This is a genomic window from Microbacterium sp. JZ31 (assembly GCF_016805985.1).
In the GTDB taxonomy this organism is placed as follows: domain Bacteria; phylum Actinomycetota; class Actinomycetes; order Actinomycetales; family Microbacteriaceae; genus Microbacterium.
On record NZ_CP017661.1, the window covers coordinates 2,246,905 to 2,265,066 of the forward strand.

The following is an 18,162-nucleotide window of genomic DNA, read 5'->3' on the forward strand; positions in this document are numbered from 1 at the left end:
CGCTCCAGGCTATTGACTCGCGCGGCCTCTCGCGTGCACCGGTTCGACCGGGATCCGCACGTGCGGGATCGGTCGCCCGTGCGATGTCCGATGCGGACGCACGATCGCCCCGGGTCGCCGCTGCGCGGCCACCCGGGGCGATCGTGGGTGCCGCCGGTCGAGACGGCGGCACGGGCTCAGGCCTGAAGAGCGCCCTGCAGGTCGAGCGTGATCGTGACGTCCTTGCCGACGAGCACGCCGCCGGTCTCGAGCGCCGCGTTCCAGGTCAGGCCGAAGTCCTCGCGGTCGATCTTGGCGGTGCCGGTCGCGCCCGCCTTGTAGTTGCCCCACGGGTCGACGCCGAAGCCGCCGAACTCGATCTCGAACGTCACGGGCTTGGTGATGCCGCGGATCGTGAGGTCGCCGTCGACGAAGAAGTCGCCGTCCTCCGCGCGGACGCCGGTGGAGACGAACTCGATGGTCGGGTTGCTCTCCGCGTCGAAGAAGTCGGCGGAGCGGAGGTGCTGGTCGCGACCCTCGTCCTTCGTGTTGATCGATGCGACATCGGCCTTGGCCGTGACCTTCGCCTCGAGCGGGTTCTCGGGGGCGACGATCGTGCCCTCGATCACGTGGAAGACGCCCTTCACCTTGGAGATCATCATGTGGCGGACGCTGAAGCCCACCTCGCTGTGCGACGGGTCGATCGCGTAGGTGCCGGGGCGGTAGCCGGGGATCTCGATGCTCATTGCTCTCCTTGAGGTCGTGCCGCCGCGCGGCGGTCTCCCTAGACAATACGCATGCGCGCGAATATATTCCCGCGCATACGCCGCGGATCCGGAAACGACGAAGCGCCCTCCCGCGGGAAGGCGCTCCGGTCGCTTCGAGACGTCAGGCGACGTCGATCAGGTCGATGATGAAGATCAGGCTCTTGCCGCTCAGGAAGTGGCCGGCGCCGGCGGGGCCGTACGCCAGGTGCGGCGGGATCACCAGCTCGCGACGTCCGCCGACCTTCATGCCGGGGATGCCGTCCTGCCAGCCCTGGATCAGGCCGCGCAGCGGGAACTGGATGCTCTCGCCGCGGTTCCACGACGAGTCGAACTCCTCGCCGGTGTCGTACTCGACGCCCGCGTAGTGGACGGTGACGGTGTCGCCGGGCTTGGCCTCGGCGCCGTCGCCCTCGATGATGTCGCGGATGACGAGCTCCTCGGGCGCGGGGCCCTGCGGTGCGTCGAACTCGGGCTTGGTGCGATCTGCGCTCATGCGACCCATCGAACCACGACTCCCCCGCCCGCGGGCATGGGCTTGCCATGATTACGCCGACAGCGAGAAGAGCCCCGCCCGACAGCACTCAGCGCCCGGGCTGCGGCGATGCCTGCGAGTCTTCCGGGCGCTGAGTTGGCGTAGGAAAAGGATGCGCCGACGGGCCGGGAGTGTCAAGACCCTCGGAGCGCGTCAGGCCGAGAGCAGGGCGTGGCGCGTCGCCGTGATGCGGGCCAGCAGCACCTGCTCGTCGTAGGCGGCCTGCGGGTCGCGTCCCGAGATCGCCCGCTGGCGCGCTGCGGCGAGCGCCGCCGCGTCGCGGATGAACGTCGCCATCAGGCGCCCGCGACCGCCCGGCAGCCGTGCCGCCCAGGTCTTGCCCGCACGCCGTCCCGCGGGCGTCGCGAGCATGTCCACCTCCTGCGGCGTGAACCACCCGGCGGCGGCGTAGTCGCCCAGGCGTGCGCGGGTCAGGCGCGCCTCCTCGCGCCGCAGCATCACGATCCCCCACACGAACAGCGCGAAGATCGGCACCTGCAGCACGAAGTAGTAGCCGAGGAAGCCGATCAGTCCGCCGCCCACCACGAACGATGCGCCGTTCCACAGCGCGTGCAGCAGCACGGCGGCGATGTAGCCGATCGCGGCGAGCGCGATCGCGGGGCCCGACCCCAGGCCGCGGCGCGCCGCGAGGCCCAGCGCGAAGCCCGTGCAGGCGGTGAACATGGCGTGCGCGAAGGGCGACAGGATCGCGCGCAGGAAGAACGTGAAGCCGAGGGCCTCCACGCCGCCCTCGATCGTCGAGATCGCGAAGTACTGGATGTTCTCCGTGAAGGCGAAGCCCGCGCCGATCATGGCGCCGTACACGACGCCGTCGACCGGCCCGTCGAACGCGCGGCGCCCCATCCAGAACACGAGCAGCAGGCCGAGGGCCTTGAAGCCCTCCTCCACGAGCGGCGCCTGGATGACGGAGCTGAAGAAGTCGCCCCGCGCGGGGAGCACGATCGTGAGCGCGAGGTCGAACAGCAGCGTGAAGGCGATGGACGCGATGCCGCCCCACGCGAGCGCGAAGAACACCAGCCCCTTGGGCTCGGGCTCCCAGCGGTCGATCAGCACGACGGTCGCGATCACGACCGCATAGGGGATCAGCGCGGCGACGAGCCCGATGATCGACGCCGCGGCACCGAGGAACGTCACGAAGTACGCCACGAGCGCGAGGCCCAGCAGCCCGAGGACGGGCCAGAGCCAGACCCACGGGCTGCGGCCCTTCGGCGACGTCACGGGAAGCGTGACCGTGGCGGACGGCGCCGGCGTGATCGCCGCGCCCGCGCCGTGATGACGCTGGGCGAGCGCCGTCGGGAACTGCTGCTGATGAGGCGGCGTCAGGCCGGTCCCGTACGACATACTCTCTCCCCCTGTCAGGCCGCGCCGCGAGAGCGGTGCGCGGTCACGGTCATCCTATTGCCGAGGCTCACGGCGGGAAGGGACGGGCGGCCGTGCCGGTAGCCTGGAATCATGCGTTTCGCCCACGTCAACCTGCCGGGGGGCGACTCCCCCACCCTCGTCCTCGTCGAGGCAGAGCATGCGATCCCCGTTTCCGCGCTGATCCCGGACGGTCCGCGCACGATCGAGCAGCTCATCGCGGGCGGGGACGAGCTGCAGGCCGCCGTGCGCGACGCCGCGGCGGGATGGACCGGCGAGCGCACCGCGATCTCCGAGACGACGTTCGCTCCGGCGATCCTCACCCCGCCGTCGATCATGGCCGTCGGGCTGAACTACTCGGCGCACGCCGGCGAGCTCAATCTGAAGACCGACGACACCCCGACCGTATTCACGCTCTGGCCGAACTCGATCGCACCGCACGAGGGCACCACGACGTGGGCGCGCTCTCTCAGCGAGGCCGTCGACTACGAGGCCGAGCTGGGCGTGATCATCGGCAAGCCGGCGCGCGACGTCAGCGAGGAGGACGCGCTCGACTACGTCTTCGGGTACACGGTCGTGAACGACATCACGGCGCGCAACGTGCAGTACTCCGAGTCGCAGTGGTGCCGCGCGAAGTCCTTCGACGGCTTCACCCCGGTCGGCCCGTACGTCGTGACGGCCGACGAGGTGCCCGACCCGCAGAACCTGCACATCTGGACCGTGCTCGACGGCCACACCATGCAGGACTCCACGACGGGCGCCATGGTGCGCTCGGTCGCCAAGCTCATCGCCCACCTGTCCCACGGAATCACGCTGCTGCCGGGCACGCTGATCTCGACCGGGAGCCCCGGCGGATCCGGCTACTCCCGCACGCCGCAGGTGCTGATGCGCGACCGCTCCACCGTCACGGTCGGCATCGACGGCATCGGCGAGCTCACGACCCACTGCCGCGTGCTCGACTGACCGCGCGCCGCGTCAGGAGGAGGCCTGCAGGTCCTCGGGCGAGATGACCGGCAGCGCCGCCGTGATGGCCTCGATGCCGGACAAGCGCGCGGGCGAGAGCTGCTTGTCGACCTCCGCGCGGTCCATCAGCCCCGCCTCGACCACGAGGTCGGCGACGTTGCGGTTCGTCAGCAGGGCGGTCTTCGCGAGCGCCGCCGCGGCCGAGTAGCCGATGAACGGCGTGAGCGCCGTGACGACGCCGACCGAGGAGCCCACCATCGCGCCCAGGCGCTCGCGGTTGGCCGTGATGCCGTCGACGCAGTTGACGCGCAGCGTGCGCATCGCCTGCCGCATCCAGGTGATGGACTGCAGGATCGAGTTCGCGATCACCGGTTCGAACGCGTTCAGCTGCAGCTGGCCCGCCTCGGCGGCCATCGTGACCGTCATGTCGGCACCGGCGACCGAGAACGCCACCTGGTTGACGACCTCCGGGATCACGGGGTTCACCTTGCCCGGCATGATGCTCGAGCCCGCCTGGCGGGCGGGGAGGTTGATCTCGCCGAGTCCCGCCTGCGGACCGGATGACAGCAGGCGCAGGTCGTTGCAGATCTTCGACAGCTTCATCGCATTGCGCTTGAGCGACGAGGAGAACGACATGAACGCGCCCGTGTCGCTCGTGGCCTCGACGAGGTCGGTCGCCGTCGTGAGGGGCAGCCCCGAGATCTCGACGAGGTGACGGCGCACGGCCTCCGCGTACCCGTGCGGCGCCGTCACGCCCGTGCCGATCGCGGTCGCGCCGAGGTTGATCTCTGTCAGCAGCGACGAGTTCTCCTTGAGGCGCGCGTGATCCTCACCCAGCGTGGTGGCGAAGCCGTTGAACTCCTGGCCGAGCGTCATCGGCACGGCGTCCTGCAGCTGCGTGCGGCCGACCTTCAGCACGTCGTGGAACTCGCGCGCCTTGGCCAGGAACGCCCGGCGCAGCAGCTCGATCTCCTCCAGCAGCGTCACGTGCACCAGCGAGATGCCGATCTTGATCGCCGTCGGGTAGACGTCGTTGGTCGACTGGCTGCGGTTCGTGTGGTCGATCGGCGAGAGGTAGGCGTAGTCGCCCTTCTCGCGTCCGGCGAGCTCGAGCGCGATGTTGGTGATGACCTCGTTCGCGTTCATGTTCGTCGAGGTGCCGGCGCCGCCCTGGATCACGCCGACGATGAACTGGTCGTGGAACTCGCCGTCGATCACGCGCTGCGCCGCGCGGTCGATGAGGTCGGCCTTGATCGGGTCGAGCACGCCGATCTCGCGGTTCGCCCGCGCCGCGGCCTGCTTCGTCATCGCGAGCGCGACCACGAGCTCGGCGTACACCGAGATCGGGCGCTTCGAGACGTCGAAGTTCTCGAGGGCGCGCGCCGTGTGGATGCCCCAGTACACGTCTGCCGGGATCTCGAGGGATCCCAGCGAATCGGTCTCGATGCGGGTGGTCGAGTCGTCAGCCATCGTTCTCCTTGTGGGTGTGGCGGCCTGGCCCCTCCTCGTCGAGAAGCCATCGATACGAGCCTAGGCTCGCGGCGGCTTGCGCGAGAACGCCTCGAGGCGCTGCTCTAGCGTCAGCTGCGCGATCCGCTCGTACCACTCGGGCGAGAAGAACGCGGCGGGATCCTCCTGATCCACCGGCACGACCGTGTGGGTGATCGTGTGGTCGTAGACATGCACGAGGTGGAACGCCTGTCCCGCATCCATCCCGTTCACGCGCTGCGGCGGGCGCGCGACGTCCATCGTGTAGCAGGATGCCGACGCGACGCTGACGGGGATGCCCGCGAACGTGCCGCTCGTCGAGTAGTGCAGGTGCCCCGCGAGGATCGCGCGCACGTCCGAGCCGGCAAGCACCTCGGCGAGCGCGCCCTGGTCGCGCAGCTCGAGGATGTCGAACAGGGGCACGTGGCTCGGCAGCGGCGGATGATGCAGGGCGAGGATCGTGCCGAGCGGCGCGGGCGTGGCGAGCACGCCGCGCAGCCACTCGCGCTGGGCGTCGTCGATCGCTCCGTGATGCCATCCGGGAACCGAGCTGTCGAGCGCCACCAGGCGCAGCCCGCCCAGGTCCCACACGCCCGTGACGGGCGTCTCGTCGGCGGACAGGCCGAGCAGGTCGCGCCGCATCTCGGGCCGCTCGTCGTGATTGCCGGCGACCCACACGACGGGTGCGCCCATGCGTGCGGCGACGGGCTCGACGAGCTCCCGCAGCCGCGCATAGGCCTCGGGCTCTCCCAGGTCGGTCAGGTCGCCCGTGAAGACGAGCGCGTCCGGCCGCACCGTGCCGTCGGCGACGTGCTGCTCCAGGCGCGCGAGCGTGCGCAGCAGGTTCGCCTCGGTGTCGTAGCGCCCGCCGAGGGGCGCGTTGCGCGCCAGCAGATGGCTATCGCTGAGGTGGACGATCGTCCGGTGGGCGGGGGCGTACTGGCCGAGCTGCATGGGCGTCATCGTAGGTCGTGCGGGTGACACGCCGGGATCAGCCGAGCACGATCAGCAGGATGCCCGCGAGCACGGCGAGGCCGCACACGACGAAGCACGCATAGGCCGTGATCAGCGACAGCCGCTTCTGCCCCTCGCTGAGGGGGTTCTTCGCGGCCGCCTTCGCCGCCGCCTTCTCGGCCTTCGCGAGCCGCTTCGGCGACAGCACCGTGATGGCGTCCGTGAAGGAGGCGGGCGCGACGACGGGCACACGACCGCTGCGCGCGAGCATCCGCAGGCCGAGGGCGTAGAACCCCACGACGACGACCGCCGCGATCAGGGCGGCCGCGAAGACGAGCAGGAAGGCGCTCCAGTCGATGTTCACTTGTCGTCTCCCCCGCTCGCGCCCTGGCGCTTGGCCTCCGCCTTGCGCCGCGCCTTCTCGGACATCATCCGGCGCTGCCGCGGCGTGGGCGGCGGGTTCTCGTCCACCTTCACGGCCAGGCCCGACTCGGCGACCTCGCTCATGGCGTTGCCCGCGTGGACCTCGTCGCGGCGCGAGCGCAGGAACAGCCCCAGGACGATCGCGAACGCGATCACGGCGTCGATCACGACGCCCAGGACCCCGAGCCCCAGCGACTGCGACCACACGACGAGCAGCGCCGCGAGCGCTCCCACGGCTCCGGCCGCGGGGAGCGTGAGCAGCCAGCCGACGAAGATGCGGCCGACCGTGCGCCAGCGCACCTCCGAGCCCCGGCGCCCGAGGCCGGATCCGATGACCGAGCCCGAGGCCACCTGGGTCGTCGACAGCGCGAAGCCCAGGTGACTGGAGGCGAGGATCGTGGCCGCCGTCGATGTCTCGGCCGAGAAGCCCTGGGCGGGCTTGACGTCCGTGAGGCCCTTGCCGAGCGTGCGGATGATGCGCCATCCGCCGACGTACGTGCCGAGCGCGATCGCGGCCGCCGCCGAGAAGATCACCCACAGCTGGGGCTCGTGGTGCTCGGGCGACTGCCAGCCGACGGCGATCAGCGCGAGCGTGATGACGCCCATGGTCTTCTGCGCGTCGTTGGTGCCGTGCGCGAGAGCGACGAGCGAAGACGTGAAGATCTGGCCCCAGCGGAAGCCGTCTCGACCGTCGGGCTTGCCGTCGTAGCGGCGCGTCACGGCATACGCGATCTTCGTCACGGCGTACGCGATGATGCCGGCGGTCAGCGGCGCGAGCACGGCGGGCAGCACGACCTTCGACATCACGACGCCGAAGTCGATGCCCTGGGCGCCGATGCCGACGAGCGTCGCGCCGATCAGGCCGCCGAACAGCGCGTGCGACGAGCTGGACGGCAGGCCGAGCAGCCACGTGAGCATGTTCCAGGTGATCGCGCCGATCAGGCCGGCGAAGACCAGGGAGGGGAACACCGTCCCCGAGATCTGGTCCTCGCGGATCATGCCCCCCGAGATCGTCTTGGCGACCTCGGTCGACAGGAACGCGCCGACGAGGTTCAGGACCGCGGCGATGGCGACGGCCGCCTTCGGCTTCAGCGCTCCCGTCGCGATGGGCGTCGCCATCGCGTTCGCGGTGTCGTGGAAGCCGTTTGTGAAGTCGAAGAAGAGTGCGAGCGCGATGACGAGCGCGACGATGAGGGCTGCGGTTTCCACCGTCCGCCTTCCGGGTGCGGGGATCCGATGGATCCGGCATACGCGAACGAAGAGTTCGCCATGTGTTCACGATCTGGCAACCAGACAGTCATCGATCCTCGCACCGGCGGGCGGAGGGGTCAAACCGCCGCGCGCCCCGTGCGCACCGGGGCCTCGCCCGGCGGATAGCGTTGTCGGATGACCGCGCACGCGTCCCCGCAGACCGAACGCCCCCAGCCCGCTCCCCGCCCCGACCGCCGTCCCGTCCCCCGGACCCATCACGGCGACACGTTCGAGGACCCGTACGAGTGGCTGCGGGACAAGGAGTCTCCCGAGGTGATCGCCCACCTCGAGGCCGAGAACGCGCACGCCGACGCGGCGCTCGCGCACCTCGAGCCGCTGCGCGAGCGGATCTTCGAGGAGATCAGGGGCCGCGTGCGCGAGACCGATCTGAGCCTCCCCAGCCGCCGGGACGGCTGGTGGTACTACGGCCGCACGATCGCGGGCAAGCAGTACGGCCTGCAGTGCCGTGCACCGATCGCGGGGCCGGACGACTGGACTCCTCCGGTGCTCAGCCCCGAGGTCGAGGTGCCGGGCGAGCAGGTGCTGCTGGACGCCAACGCCGAGGCGGATGGGCACGAGTTCTTCTCGCTCGGGTCGTTCGACGTGTCGAAGGACGGCACCCGCATGCTGTGGGCCGTCGACGTCGCGGGCGACGAGCGCTACACGATCCGGATCAAGGACCTCGCGACCGGCGAGATCCTTCCCGACGTGATCGAGGGGACGTCCTCGGGTGCGCACTTCCTGCCGTCGGGCACGCACGTCCTGTACACGACGGTCGACGACGCGTGGCGTCCCGACCGCGCGTGGCTGCATGCCGTGGGCGAGGCGGGCCGCGAGGGCGACCGGGAGATCTACCGCGACGACGACGAGCGCTTCTGGGTCGGCGCGGGCGTCACGCGCAGCGACAGGTTCGTCGTGGTCGAGTCGGGCTCCAGCATCACGAGCGAGGTCGCACTGCTCGACGCGGCGACGATCGCGACGGATCCGGATGCCGCACCGCGGGTGGTGTGGCCGCGCCGCGAGGGCGTGGAGTACGGCGTGGATCACGCGGTGATCGACGGCGAGGACTGGCTCTACATCCTGCACAACGACGGTGCGCTCGACTTCGAGCTCGTGCGCGCGCGCGTGGGCGCGCCCGAGGAGGTCGAGAAGGTGCTCCCGCACGAGCCGGGCCGCCGCCTGCTCGACGTCGACTGCTTCCGCGACTTCGCGGTCGTGGAGTACCGCCGCGAGGGCCTGCCGCGCGTCGCGCTGCTGGACTACCGCACCCACGCGCTGACCGAGATCGACTTCGACGAGCCGCTGTTCGCCGCGGGACTCGGCGGCAACCCGGAGTGGGCGCCGCCCGTGATCCGCCTGGGCTACGGCTCGTTCACGACCCCGGGATCGGTGTTCGAATACGTGCTCGAGTCGCGGGAGCTCATCCTGCGGCGCCGGGTGGAGGTGCTCGGCGGCTACGACCCCGAGCAGTACGGCCAGGCACGCCTGTGGGCGCCCGCGCAGGACGGCACGCGCATCCCGGTCTCGCTCGTCTGGAAGCGCTCCTTCGGCGAGCCCGGTGCGGCGATCCGGCCCGTCCACCTGTACGGCTACGGCTCGTACGAGCACTCGATCGACCCGGCGTTCTCGGTGGCGCGCCTGTCCGAGCTCGACCGCGGCGTCGTCTTCGCCGTGGCGCACGTGCGCGGCGGCGGAGAGCTCGGCCGCCAGTGGTACGAGGACGGCAAGCTGCAGGCGAAGCGCAACACGTTCACCGACTTCGTCGACGTCGCGCGGCACCTCGTCTCGGAGGGCTACACGGCCCCGGATCGCCTCGTCGCGGAGGGCGGGTCGGCCGGCGGCCTGCTGATGGGAGCCGTCGCGAACCTCGCCCCCGAGCTGTTCGCGGGGATCCTGGCGGACGTCCCGTTCGTCGACGCGCTCACGTCCATCCTGGATCCGTCCCTGCCGCTGACGGTCATCGAGTGGGACGAGTGGGGCGACCCGCTGCACGACCCCGAGGTATACGCGTACATGAAGGGGTACACGCCGTACGAGAACGTGCGCGAGGGCGTGACGTACCCGCGGGTCCTGGCGATGACGTCGCTCAACGACACGCGCGTGCTCTACGTCGAGCCGGCGAAGTGGGTCGCGCGCCTGCGGGACGTGGGCGCCGACGCGCTGTTCAAGTGCGAGATGGTGGCGGGCCACGGCGGCGTGAGCGGCCGCTACAACTCGTGGCGCGAGCGGGCCTTCCAGCTCGCCTGGCTGTTCGACGTCCTGGGCGTCGCCGAGGCCTGACCGGGCGCGGATCGCGGGGCCGTGGGCACGCACCCCCGCGCCCGCCGAACGGGGGACAGCGGGGCCGGCCCGCGCGGTCGTAGGGTGCCGTCATGCGCGCCCTGCTCCTGCTCGCCATGGCCGTGCTGCTCACCGGCTGCGCCACGGGAGAAGCCGCAGCTCCGACCGCCACGGTCTCGCCCAGCCCCACCGCCGCATGTCCGGAGCCTCCCGGGACGGAGCCGCGGGCGGGGTGCGCACCGTACGATCCGGATGCGGCGATGGCGGAGAACGACCGCTACCGCCAGCGGATCCCGCTCGGCGAAGAGGCCGCCGCGGCGGCAGCCGAGCACCTGCCGGCGGTGCGTCGGGGCTTGGAGTCGCTGCGCACCGGCGGCACGGCGCTCACGGCCGCAGCGGTGACCGAGGTCCTGCAGGACGCCGGGCTCGCGAGCGTGCAGACCCGCGCCGCCGCAGGCGACGTGCTGTTCGGGGCGACGGCACCCGACGGCGGCTGCGTGTTCGGCGCGGTCACGCCGGAGGCGGTGACCGCCGAGATCGGCGGCGGGATCATGGACGGCGGTTGCCTGCCCGCCCAGTGATCGCGCCCCCGCCGAGGCCGGACGCGACGAGGGGCGGTCGCGCGCACATCGCGACCGCCCCTCGTCGTGCGGGATCAGCCGAACAGCGCCGCGGCCTCCTCGTAGCGCGAGAGCGGGACGGTGTGCAGCTCGCCGAGCGCCTCGGCGAACGGGACGCGGACGATGTCGGTGCCGCGCAGGGCCACCATCTCGCCCCACGCGCCCTCCACGACGGCGTCCGCCGTGTGCAGGCCGAGCCGCGTGGCGAGCACGCGGTCGAAGCCCGAGGGCGACCCGCCGCGCTGGATGTGGCCCAGCACGGTCGCGCGCGTCTCGATGCCGGTGATCCGCTCGATCTCCGGAGCGAGCACCTCGCCGATGCCGCCCAGGCGCGGGCGGTTGAACGCATCGAGGCCCTTGTCGCTGTAGGCCTCCTCCTGCCCCTTGAGCTTGAAGCCCTCGGACACCACGACGAGCGGGGCACGACCGCGCTCGTGGGCCGAGGTGACCTGCGCCGTGATCTCCTCGATCGACAGCGGCACCTCCGGGATGCAGATGACGTGCGCGCCCGCGGCGAGGCCGGCGTGCAGCGCGATCCAGCCGACGTGGCGGCCCATGACCTCGGCGACCATGCAGCGCTGGTGCGAGTCGCCCGTGGTGCGCAGGCGGTCCATCGCTTCGGTCGCGATGTTCACGGCGGTGTCGAAGCCGAACGAGTAGTCGGTCGCGCCGAGGTCGTTGTCGATCGTCTTGGGCACGCCGAAGACGGGCACGCCGTCGTTCGCGAGGCGCTCGGCCGCCGCGAGGGTCCCCTCGCCGCCGATCGCCACGATGCCGTCGATGCCGTTCTCCGCGAGCGTCGCCTTGATGTTCTCGGCGCCGCCGCGCTCCCCCTCGTAGGGGTTGGTGCGGCTGGTGCCGAGGATCGTGCCGCCGACCTTCGCGAGGCCCTTGACCTCGTGCCGGGTGAGCGGGAAGAAGTCCGCTTCGACGACGCCGCGCCAGCCGTCGCGGATGCCCACGAACTCGAGGTCGTAGGAAGTGGTGCCCTTGAGGACGATGCCGCGGATGACCGCATTCAGTCCGGGGCAATCACCTCCGGACGTGAGGATTCCGATCTTCATGCTCTCGACACTAGGGGATCCGGACGACGCCCGATGGGGGTCGTCCGGACCCTGCGGCGATCAAACGAGCGCGTCGCGCAGCACGTGCATGAGGGCGGCGAGCTGGACCGAGTCGCTCGACGTCGGGTCGACGGCCTCGCCGTCGAGTGCGCGCGCCGCGAGGCCCTGCTTCTGATCGATCAGCTCGGCGATCTTCGTGTCGATCGTGTGCGCGGCGATGATGCGCCACGCCGTGACGGGCTCATCCTGTCCGATGCGGTGCACGCGGTCGATTGCCTGCGTCTGCTCGGCGGCGGTCCAGCTGAGCTCGGCCAGCACGACGTTCGACGACGCCTGCAGGTTCACGCCGACGCCCGCCGCGGTGAGCGAGCACACCGCGATGCCGACCTCGGGGTCTCCCGTGAACGCGTCGATCGCCTGCTGGCGGGCGGTGGACGACTGCTCGCCGCGGATCGACACGCTCTTGATGCCGACCGCCGCGAAGTGCGCCTCGGCCTGGTCCATCACGTCGATGTGCTTCGCGAAGAAGACGACCTTGCCGACCGAGCGCTGCAGCTGGGCCGCGTAGTCGGCCGCGAGGCCGGCCTTCGCCTGGCCGATGCGCCGCACCATCGTGAAGACGTTGTCTCCCTCGGTGCCGGCCGCCTTCGACTCGTCGAGCTCGCCCTGCGCGACGAGGCGCACGATGTCGTCGTCGATCTCGCCGGGCGCCAGGCCGCGGTCGCCGCGGGACTCGATGATCCGGCGGTAGCGGGCCGCCAGGCGGGCACCGAGCTCGCGCTCGGCCTCGCGGATGCCGCGGCCGAACTCGTCGTCCAGCTGCACGGGCAGATCCGCGATCAGCTTGTCGGGCAGATCCTTCGCCACGTCCTTCTTGCGTCGCCGCACGATGCCCATGGAGATCACGGCGTCGCGGGCCTCCGGATAGAAGGCCTTGTCCGCGGGCGTGAGGCCGGTCGCGTCCAGCTTCTCCATCAGCTCGGGGCCCGGCTTGTCCCCCGTGGTCCAGCCGAGGAACCGCCAGATCGCGTCGAAGTCCTCGACGTCGTTGATGAGCGGCGTTCCCGTGAGGGCGAGCAGCAGCGGATCGCCGCCGGGCGTGCTCTCGCGGATGCTCGACGCGAGCGCGAGCACGTTCTGCGACCGCTGGGACGTGAGGTTCTTGATGAAGTGCGCCTCGTCGACGACCATGCCGCGCAGGCCGATCTTCGCCAGCCAGCCGAGGTGCCGATCCAGGATCTCGTAGTTCACGATGAACACGTCGGCGAACGCGTCGATGTCGGCACCGTCGCCGTTGATGACCGTCGCGCGGCGGTGCGGCGTCCACCGCTCGACCTCGCGCGCCCAGTTCATCTTCACGACGTTCGGCACGACGGCCACGAGCGGGTACGCGCCCGCGACCGACGCCGCGAGGACCGACTCGGCGGTCTTGCCGAGGCCGGGCTCGTCGGCGAGCAGGAACGTGCGGTGACCGGCCCGCACGGCCTCGAGGAAGCGCGACTGGTGCGCCATGACCTCGAGGCCCTTGGGCGAGACGCGATCGAACTCGGGCAGCTCGGGCAGCGGCATGGTGGCCGAGCCGCCGCCGGAGCCCTGCTCGAACGCCTTGTACAGCGGGCCCATGAGCTCCCAGCCGTCCAGACGCCGGCGCGGCGTCGGGCCGCCCACCCGGTGGGTCAGGTCGGGCGCGAGGAACGGGTTCGCCTCGACGCGCGATTCGATCTGCGGGGGCGTCACCTGACGCTCGGCGGCGGCCGGGGGCACGAGCGTCGTCTGCACGACGGGCTTGACGTCGGCGATCACCAGCTCCTCGGGCGGCAGCTCGGCCCCCGACTCGAGCAGCCAGTCGCGGCGCATGCGCCGCGCGACGGGCGACGTGGCCTGGTCGACCTCGAGCAGCTGGATGAGCGACGTGTCGCGCGCGGCCGTCTTGGCGAGGATCGTCGCGACGCCGTCGAGGCGCTTGAGCAGCTCGGCGCGCGCGGCGTCGGTGAGCTCGGGGTCGGCCTTGACGCGTGCGCGCTCCTCGCGCACGAGGAACGCGATCACCTGGAACTTGGTGCGGTTCGTGGGGCCGAGCTTGCCGCGCTGGGCCTTCGCCTCGACCTCGCGCACCTTGCGCGCGAGGATCGGGATGAGGGGGGCCTCGTCGTCGCGGCGCGCGGATGAGGACTTCTTGCGCTGTCGCGCGGGTGCCGTGGTCGGCATGCTCCTCCTGAGCGTAGAGACCGTCTCGACCGCGGCGCGGGCCGGCGGTCGGAGTCGTTGGTGCGTCCGCCGCTCGGCGACGAGACGACATCGCTGGTCGCGAGTGCCACGCGCTTGCGCGATGCGGCGACGCGGACGCGGTCTCCGCCCGGGGCACGTGCGCCTGCCTGCGTTGCGCAGTGCAACCAGGTCGAGCGAGCGAATCGGGTCGAGACCCGGATCTCTCGGCCGTCGGTGACGCGTCGGAACGGAAACCTGTGAGCCCAGTCTAGGGCATCACCCGCCGCGAAACGCCGCGGGTCGGGGCGGAAATCCGGCGCCGCGGCGACGGACCCTGCTCCGGCGGAGCGAGCCCGCGCTCAGGGGGCGGGAGGCGTCACTGCGGCAGGTGGGCGAGCATGTCGTCGACGGCCTCCTGCACGAGCGCGCCGTCGACGTTCATCGCATACGTCGTCAGCATCACGTCGCCGCGCAGGACGACGGTCTCGGTCTCGAGGGTTCCCTCCTGCTGCTCCCCCTCGCGAGTGCACCGCACGTGCTCCGCCGTCGCGTCGCAGCCCGGGAACGCCTGTCCGAGCGCGTCGCGCACGAACTGCTCGTGCTCGGCAGAGATGACCGCCGCGTTGGAGTTGAGCGCCATCGTGCCGCCGCCCTCGGGCGTCCAGTAGCACGTGAGGTTCGGCGAGCCCTGGATCACGTCGAGCAGATCGGCGAGCTTCGAGCTCGGCACCAGATCCGCATCCGAGGGGTTGAGCGCGCCGAGCTCGGCGAAGAGCCAGTCCTGCATCTGCAGCGAGTACGCCTCCTCGCAGCTCGCGGGAAGGGCGCCCGCGTCGGGCGTCTCCGTGGGGGTCGGGCTCGGCGTGGGCGTCGCGGAGGCGCTCGGCTCCGGCGAATCCGTCGGCTCCGTCGGTGCGACGGTGGGCGCCTCGCTCGTCGGCGCGGGCGAGTCGGTCGGATCGGGCGTCGGCTGGCACGCGGCGAGCGCGAACACCGCGAGGACGAGCGCGGGAGCGGCGAGTCGGACGGGGCGCATGGCCCCATCCTGCCTCACGAGCCGCGCAAGCGCTCGGGCGGCTCGCGATGTCGCGGCGCCCGAGCGCTTGCCTCCGCTCACCGGAACGAGCGCAGCCGCAGGCTGTTCAGCACGACGAACACGCTGGAGAACGCCATCGCGGCGCCCGCGATCATGGGCGTCAGCAATCCGAGCGCCGCGAGCGGGATCGCCGCCACGTTGTAGCCGAAGGCCCAGAACAGGTTGCCGCGGATGACACCCAGCACGCGACGCGACAGACGCACGGCGTCGGCCGCCGCGGTCAGCGAGTCGCGCACGAGCGTGATGTCGCTCGCGTGCATGGCCGCGTCCGTGCCGCCGCCCATCGCGATGCCGAGATCGGCGGTCGCGAGTGCGGCGGCGTCGTTCACGCCGTCGCCCACCATCGCGACCCGGTGACCGGCCTCCTGCAGGCGGCGGATCTCCGCGACCTTGCCCTCGGGAGACACCCCTGCGACGACCGCGCGGATGCCGACCTCGTCGGCCACAGCGCGGGCGACCCCCTCGCCGTCCCCCGTGAGCAGCACGACGTCGAGTCCGAGGCGCTCCAGGCCCGCGACCGCGTCCCTGCTGTCATCGCGCAAGGTGTCGCCGACGAGGATGGCGGCGCGCGCCGTGGCGCTCATGCCGGCCGCCGAAGCCCATCCGACGATCACGACGGTGGAGGCGGCGACGCGCGCGACGTCGGCGAGTTCATCGGGCACGCGTGCGCCGCGGTCGATCGCGAACGCGAGGCTGCCCGCGAACGCCTCGCGCCCCGCGACCGAGCCGGTCACGCCGTGGCCCGCGTGATTGCGGAAGCCGCCGACCGCCGGCAGCTCCTGCCGCTGCGCCGCCGCGACGATCGCGCGGGCGATCGGGTGCTCCGAGCCCGATTCGAGGGCCCCGGCCATCCCCAGCACCTCGTCGCGGTGGGCACCGCGGCCGAGCACGATGTCGTGCACGGTCATGCGGCCGCTCGTGACCGTGCCGGTCTTGTCGAGCACGATCGTGTCGATCCGGCCCGCGCTCTCGATGGCCTCGGGACCGGTGATCAGGATGCCGCGCTGCGCGCCGCGCCCCGTGCCGACCAGGATCGCGACGGGCGTCGCGAGTCCGAGTGCGCACGGGCACGCGATGATCAGCACCGCGACGGCCGCGATGAAGCCCGCCTCGAGGCTCTGCCCGGCGAGCAGCCAGCCGACGAGGGTGAGGATCGCGAGACCGATGACGACGGGGACGAAGACGCCGGAGATCCGGTCGGCAAGCCGCTGGATGCGCGACTTCCCGGCCTGCGCGTCCTCGACGAGCGCCGCGATCCGCGCCAGGCGCGTGTCGGATCCGACGGCCGTGGCGCGCACCACGAGGCGCCCGTCCGTCGCGATCGTGCCGCCGGTGACCGCGGAACCGGAGCGGACGGGCACGGGGACGGACTCTCCGGTGAGCATGCTGGCGTCGATCGCGGCCTCGCCGTCCTCCACGACGCCGTCGGTCGCGATGGTGCCGCCGGGACGCACCACGAAGCGGTCCCCCGGCTGCAGACCGTCGATCGGCACGGTGTCGGCGTCCCGCCCGGCGTCGTCGGCGAGCACGACCTCGCGGGCGCCGAGGTCGATCAGGGCGCGCAGCGCGGCGCCCGCCCGGCGCTTAGAACGCTGCTCGATGAAGCGGCCCAGCAGCAGGAAGGTCGTGACGACGGCCGCGACCTCGAAGTACACGTGCATGCCGCCGACGATCGTCACCCACGCGCTCCACAGCAGCGCGGCCAGCGTGCCGAGCGTGATGAGCGTGTCCATGGTCGCCGCACCGTGGCGCGCGTTGCGCAGCGTCGCGCGGTGGAAGGGCCATCCGGCCCACAGCACGACCGGGAGGCTGAGAGCCAGCACCGCCCACTGCCATCCCGGGAACTGCAGGGGCATGATCATGGAGACCAGCAGGATCGGCACGCTCAGCACGACCGCGACGATCAACCGGGTCCGCAGCGGCGTCTCGCCGGGCGCGTCCTCGACGTCATGCACGTGACCCGAGTGATCCTGACCCTCTTCGTGCTCCGCGTGGCTCGCGTGGCTCGCGTGGTGGGCATGGGCGCCGCGGTCCGGCGCGTGCGGCCGCGCCACCCGACGCACGGTGGCGTCGTAGCCCGCCGACTTCACGGCCTCGACGAGGGCGTCGTCGGCGACCGTCGCCGGAACCTGGACCTTGGCCGATTCCGTCGCGAGGTTCACCGCGGCGTCCACGCCGGGCACCAGCTGCAGGCGCTTCTCGACGCGCGCGACGCAGCTCGCACACGTCATGCCCTGGATGTCGAGCACCACGTCGCGCCGCTCGTCCTGCACCGTATGACTCATGGGAGGCCCCCTTTCATGGGTTCATCACGCCGGAACCAAGATACCCCCCTGGGGTATTCCCGCAACACCGGCGACGTAGGCTGGACGCATGACCAACGAGCTGAACGAGCGGGCCGTCGCCGCCACCATCGACCACGCGATCCTGAAGCCCGACTTCACGCGCGCCGACGTGGATCGCGAGCTCGACATCGCCGCCGAGTGGGGCGTGTTCAGCGTGTGCGTGCGTCCCTCCGACATCGCCTACGCCGTGCGTCGCCTCGACGGCACGGGCGTCGCGGTCGGCACCGTGATCGGCTTCCCGCACGGCACCACGTCCACCGCCGCCAAGGTCGCCGAGCTGCGGCAAGCCGAGGAGGACGGCGCGAGCGAGTTCGACATGGTCGTGCACATCGGCGCGCTGCGCTCGGGCGAGGACGACCTGGTGACGGCCGACATCGCCGCCGTCGTCGAGGCCGCCGGGGGCCGTGCGTCCGAGGGCGGCTCCGTCACCAAGGTCATCCTCGAGACGAGCTACCTCGACCTCGAGCAGATCGCACGCGGCAGCCGCCTGACGGAGGCGGGCGGCGCGACGTTCGTCAAGACGTCGACCGGGTTCGCCGGCGGCGGCGCGACGGTCGAGCACGTGTCGCTCATGCGCGAGAGCGTCTCCCCCGCCGTGCAGGTCAAGGCGTCCGGCGGTGTGCGGGGCCTCGACTCCGCCCTCGCGATGCTCGAGGCGGGCGCGACGCGCCTGGGCACCAGCGCGAGCGCGACGATCCTGGGCGAGCTGCGCGCCCGCGCCGAGGGCCGCGCCGCTTCGGGCGCCGAGGACCGCAGCAGCTACTGAGCTCGCCGATCACCTGCGCGTGCGGTGCCGGCGCCGAACGGCGTCG

At 71.7% G+C, this 18,162-nt stretch carries 15 protein-coding genes; 4 read left to right on the plus strand and 11 right to left on the minus strand.

Annotated features, from left to right (window positions below; translation table 11 throughout):
- Window positions 1-176: 176 nt before the first annotated feature.
- The 3 genes from BJP60_RS10800 to BJP60_RS10810 all read right to left on the minus strand — a co-directional run bounded on the left by BJP60_RS10800 (window position 177) and on the right by BJP60_RS10810 (window position 2,640).
- Window positions 177-725, minus strand: coding sequence for a YceI family protein (locus tag BJP60_RS10800; protein ID WP_203135757.1), 549 nt, complete (start codon window positions 723-725; stop codon window positions 177-179).
- A 142-nt stretch (window positions 726-867) separates the two neighbouring features.
- On the minus strand, window positions 868-1,239 hold the full coding sequence (locus BJP60_RS10805; protein WP_203135758.1) for an FKBP-type peptidyl-prolyl cis-trans isomerase: 372 nt from the start codon (window positions 1,237-1,239) through the stop codon (window positions 868-870).
- Window positions 1,240-1,431: 192 nt separating this feature from the next.
- The gene (locus BJP60_RS10810) at window positions 1,432-2,640 is read right to left on the minus strand and encodes a PrsW family intramembrane metalloprotease (RefSeq protein WP_203135759.1); all 1,209 of its coding nucleotides are present in this window, start codon (window positions 2,638-2,640) and stop codon (window positions 1,432-1,434) included.
- Between the two features lie 111 nt (window positions 2,641-2,751).
- On the opposite strand from BJP60_RS10810, the gene BJP60_RS10815 reads away from it, so the two are divergent.
- Complete coding sequence (locus tag BJP60_RS10815) at window positions 2,752-3,621, plus strand: fumarylacetoacetate hydrolase family protein (RefSeq protein WP_203135760.1); 870 nt, start codon at window positions 2,752-2,754, stop codon at window positions 3,619-3,621.
- Between the two features lie 12 nt (window positions 3,622-3,633).
- Here the strand turns inward: BJP60_RS10815 and BJP60_RS10820 are convergent, their stop codons facing one another.
- The 4 genes from BJP60_RS10820 to BJP60_RS10835 are packed head-to-tail and all read right to left on the minus strand — an operon-like array spanning window position 3,634 to window position 7,695.
- Entirely contained in the window at window positions 3,634-5,091 is a 1,458-nt protein-coding gene (locus tag BJP60_RS10820) for an aspartate ammonia-lyase (RefSeq protein ID WP_203135761.1), read from the minus strand.
- Window positions 5,092-5,151: 60 nt separating this feature from the next.
- Complete coding sequence (locus tag BJP60_RS10825; protein WP_203135762.1) at window positions 5,152-6,072, minus strand: phosphodiesterase; 921 nt, start codon at window positions 6,070-6,072, stop codon at window positions 5,152-5,154.
- 28 nt (window positions 6,073-6,100) lie between these two features.
- Complete coding sequence (locus tag BJP60_RS10830) at window positions 6,101-6,427, minus strand: peptidase (protein ID WP_203135763.1); 327 nt, start codon at window positions 6,425-6,427, stop codon at window positions 6,101-6,103.
- On the minus strand, window positions 6,424-7,695 hold the full coding sequence (locus tag BJP60_RS10835; RefSeq protein WP_203135764.1) for an inorganic phosphate transporter: 1,272 nt from the start codon (window positions 7,693-7,695) through the stop codon (window positions 6,424-6,426). Before BJP60_RS10835 ends, BJP60_RS10830 begins: the two co-directional genes overlap by 4 nt.
- Window positions 7,696-7,872: 177 nt before the next feature.
- Between BJP60_RS10835 and BJP60_RS10840 the strand changes: the two genes are divergently transcribed.
- Together BJP60_RS10840 and BJP60_RS10845 are read left to right on the plus strand one after the other, a co-directional pair.
- Window positions 7,873-10,017: a S9 family peptidase gene (locus BJP60_RS10840; protein WP_203135765.1), complete on the plus strand. Its 2,145-nt coding sequence runs from the start codon at window positions 7,873-7,875 to the stop codon at window positions 10,015-10,017.
- 92 nt (window positions 10,018-10,109) lie between these two features.
- Entirely contained in the window at window positions 10,110-10,598 is a 489-nt protein-coding gene (locus BJP60_RS10845; protein ID WP_203135766.1) for a hypothetical protein, read from the plus strand.
- 74 nt (window positions 10,599-10,672) lie between these two features.
- On the opposite strand, the gene BJP60_RS10850 is transcribed toward BJP60_RS10845, so the two are convergent.
- The 4 genes from BJP60_RS10850 to BJP60_RS10865 form a co-directional block, all read right to left on the minus strand.
- Window positions 10,673-11,701, minus strand: coding sequence for an ATP-dependent 6-phosphofructokinase (locus tag BJP60_RS10850; protein ID WP_203135767.1), 1,029 nt, complete (start codon window positions 11,699-11,701; stop codon window positions 10,673-10,675).
- A gap of 60 nt (window positions 11,702-11,761) precedes the next feature.
- Complete coding sequence (locus BJP60_RS10855; protein ID WP_203135768.1) at window positions 11,762-13,909, minus strand: DEAD/DEAH box helicase; 2,148 nt, start codon at window positions 13,907-13,909, stop codon at window positions 11,762-11,764.
- A gap of 376 nt (window positions 13,910-14,285) precedes the next feature.
- Entirely contained in the window at window positions 14,286-14,945 is a 660-nt protein-coding gene (locus tag BJP60_RS10860) for a hypothetical protein (protein ID WP_203135769.1), read from the minus strand.
- Between the two features lie 77 nt (window positions 14,946-15,022).
- A complete protein-coding gene (locus BJP60_RS10865; RefSeq protein WP_203135770.1) occupies window positions 15,023-17,290 on the minus strand; it encodes a heavy metal translocating P-type ATPase in 2,268 nt (755 codons plus the stop codon).
- 88 nt (window positions 17,291-17,378) lie between these two features.
- Between BJP60_RS10865 and deoC the strand changes: the two genes are divergently transcribed.
- Window positions 17,379-18,116 carry a deoxyribose-phosphate aldolase gene (gene deoC, locus BJP60_RS10870; protein ID WP_203135771.1) on the plus strand — a complete coding sequence of 246 codons (738 nt, stop codon included), beginning with the start codon at window positions 17,379-17,381 and terminating at the stop codon, window positions 18,114-18,116.
- Window positions 18,117-18,162: the final 46 nt, after the last annotated feature.

Excerpts from the sequence above, each read along its gene's own strand:
- BJP60_RS10840 (WP_203135765.1), top strand. The coding sequence starts at position 7,873 with ATGACCGCGCACGCGTCCCCGCAGACCGAACGCCCCCAGCCCGCTCCC.
- BJP60_RS10820 (WP_203135761.1), bottom strand. The coding sequence starts at position 5,091 with ATGGCTGACGACTCGACCACCCGCATCGAGACCGATTCGCTGGGATCC.
- BJP60_RS10825 (WP_203135762.1), bottom strand. The coding sequence starts at position 6,072 with ATGACGCCCATGCAGCTCGGCCAGTACGCCCCCGCCCACCGGACGATC.
- BJP60_RS10855 (WP_203135768.1), bottom strand. The coding sequence starts at position 13,909 with ATGCCGACCACGGCACCCGCGCGACAGCGCAAGAAGTCCTCATCCGCG.
- BJP60_RS10800 (WP_203135757.1), bottom strand. The coding sequence starts at position 725 with ATGAGCATCGAGATCCCCGGCTACCGCCCCGGCACCTACGCGATCGAC.
- BJP60_RS10815 (WP_203135760.1), top strand. The coding sequence starts at position 2,752 with ATGCGTTTCGCCCACGTCAACCTGCCGGGGGGCGACTCCCCCACCCTC.
- BJP60_RS10850 (WP_203135767.1), bottom strand. The coding sequence starts at position 11,701 with ATGAAGATCGGAATCCTCACGTCCGGAGGTGATTGCCCCGGACTGAAT.
- BJP60_RS10860 (WP_203135769.1), bottom strand. The coding sequence starts at position 14,945 with ATGCGCCCCGTCCGACTCGCCGCTCCCGCGCTCGTCCTCGCGGTGTTC.
- BJP60_RS10810 (WP_203135759.1), bottom strand. The coding sequence starts at position 2,640 with ATGTCGTACGGGACCGGCCTGACGCCGCCTCATCAGCAGCAGTTCCCG.
- BJP60_RS10865 (WP_203135770.1), bottom strand. The coding sequence starts at position 17,290 with ATGAGTCATACGGTGCAGGACGAGCGGCGCGACGTGGTGCTCGACATC.
- BJP60_RS10845 (WP_203135766.1), top strand. The coding sequence starts at position 10,110 with ATGCGCGCCCTGCTCCTGCTCGCCATGGCCGTGCTGCTCACCGGCTGC.
- deoC (WP_203135771.1), top strand. The coding sequence starts at position 17,379 with ATGACCAACGAGCTGAACGAGCGGGCCGTCGCCGCCACCATCGACCAC.
- BJP60_RS10805 (WP_203135758.1), bottom strand. The coding sequence starts at position 1,239 with ATGAGCGCAGATCGCACCAAGCCCGAGTTCGACGCACCGCAGGGCCCC.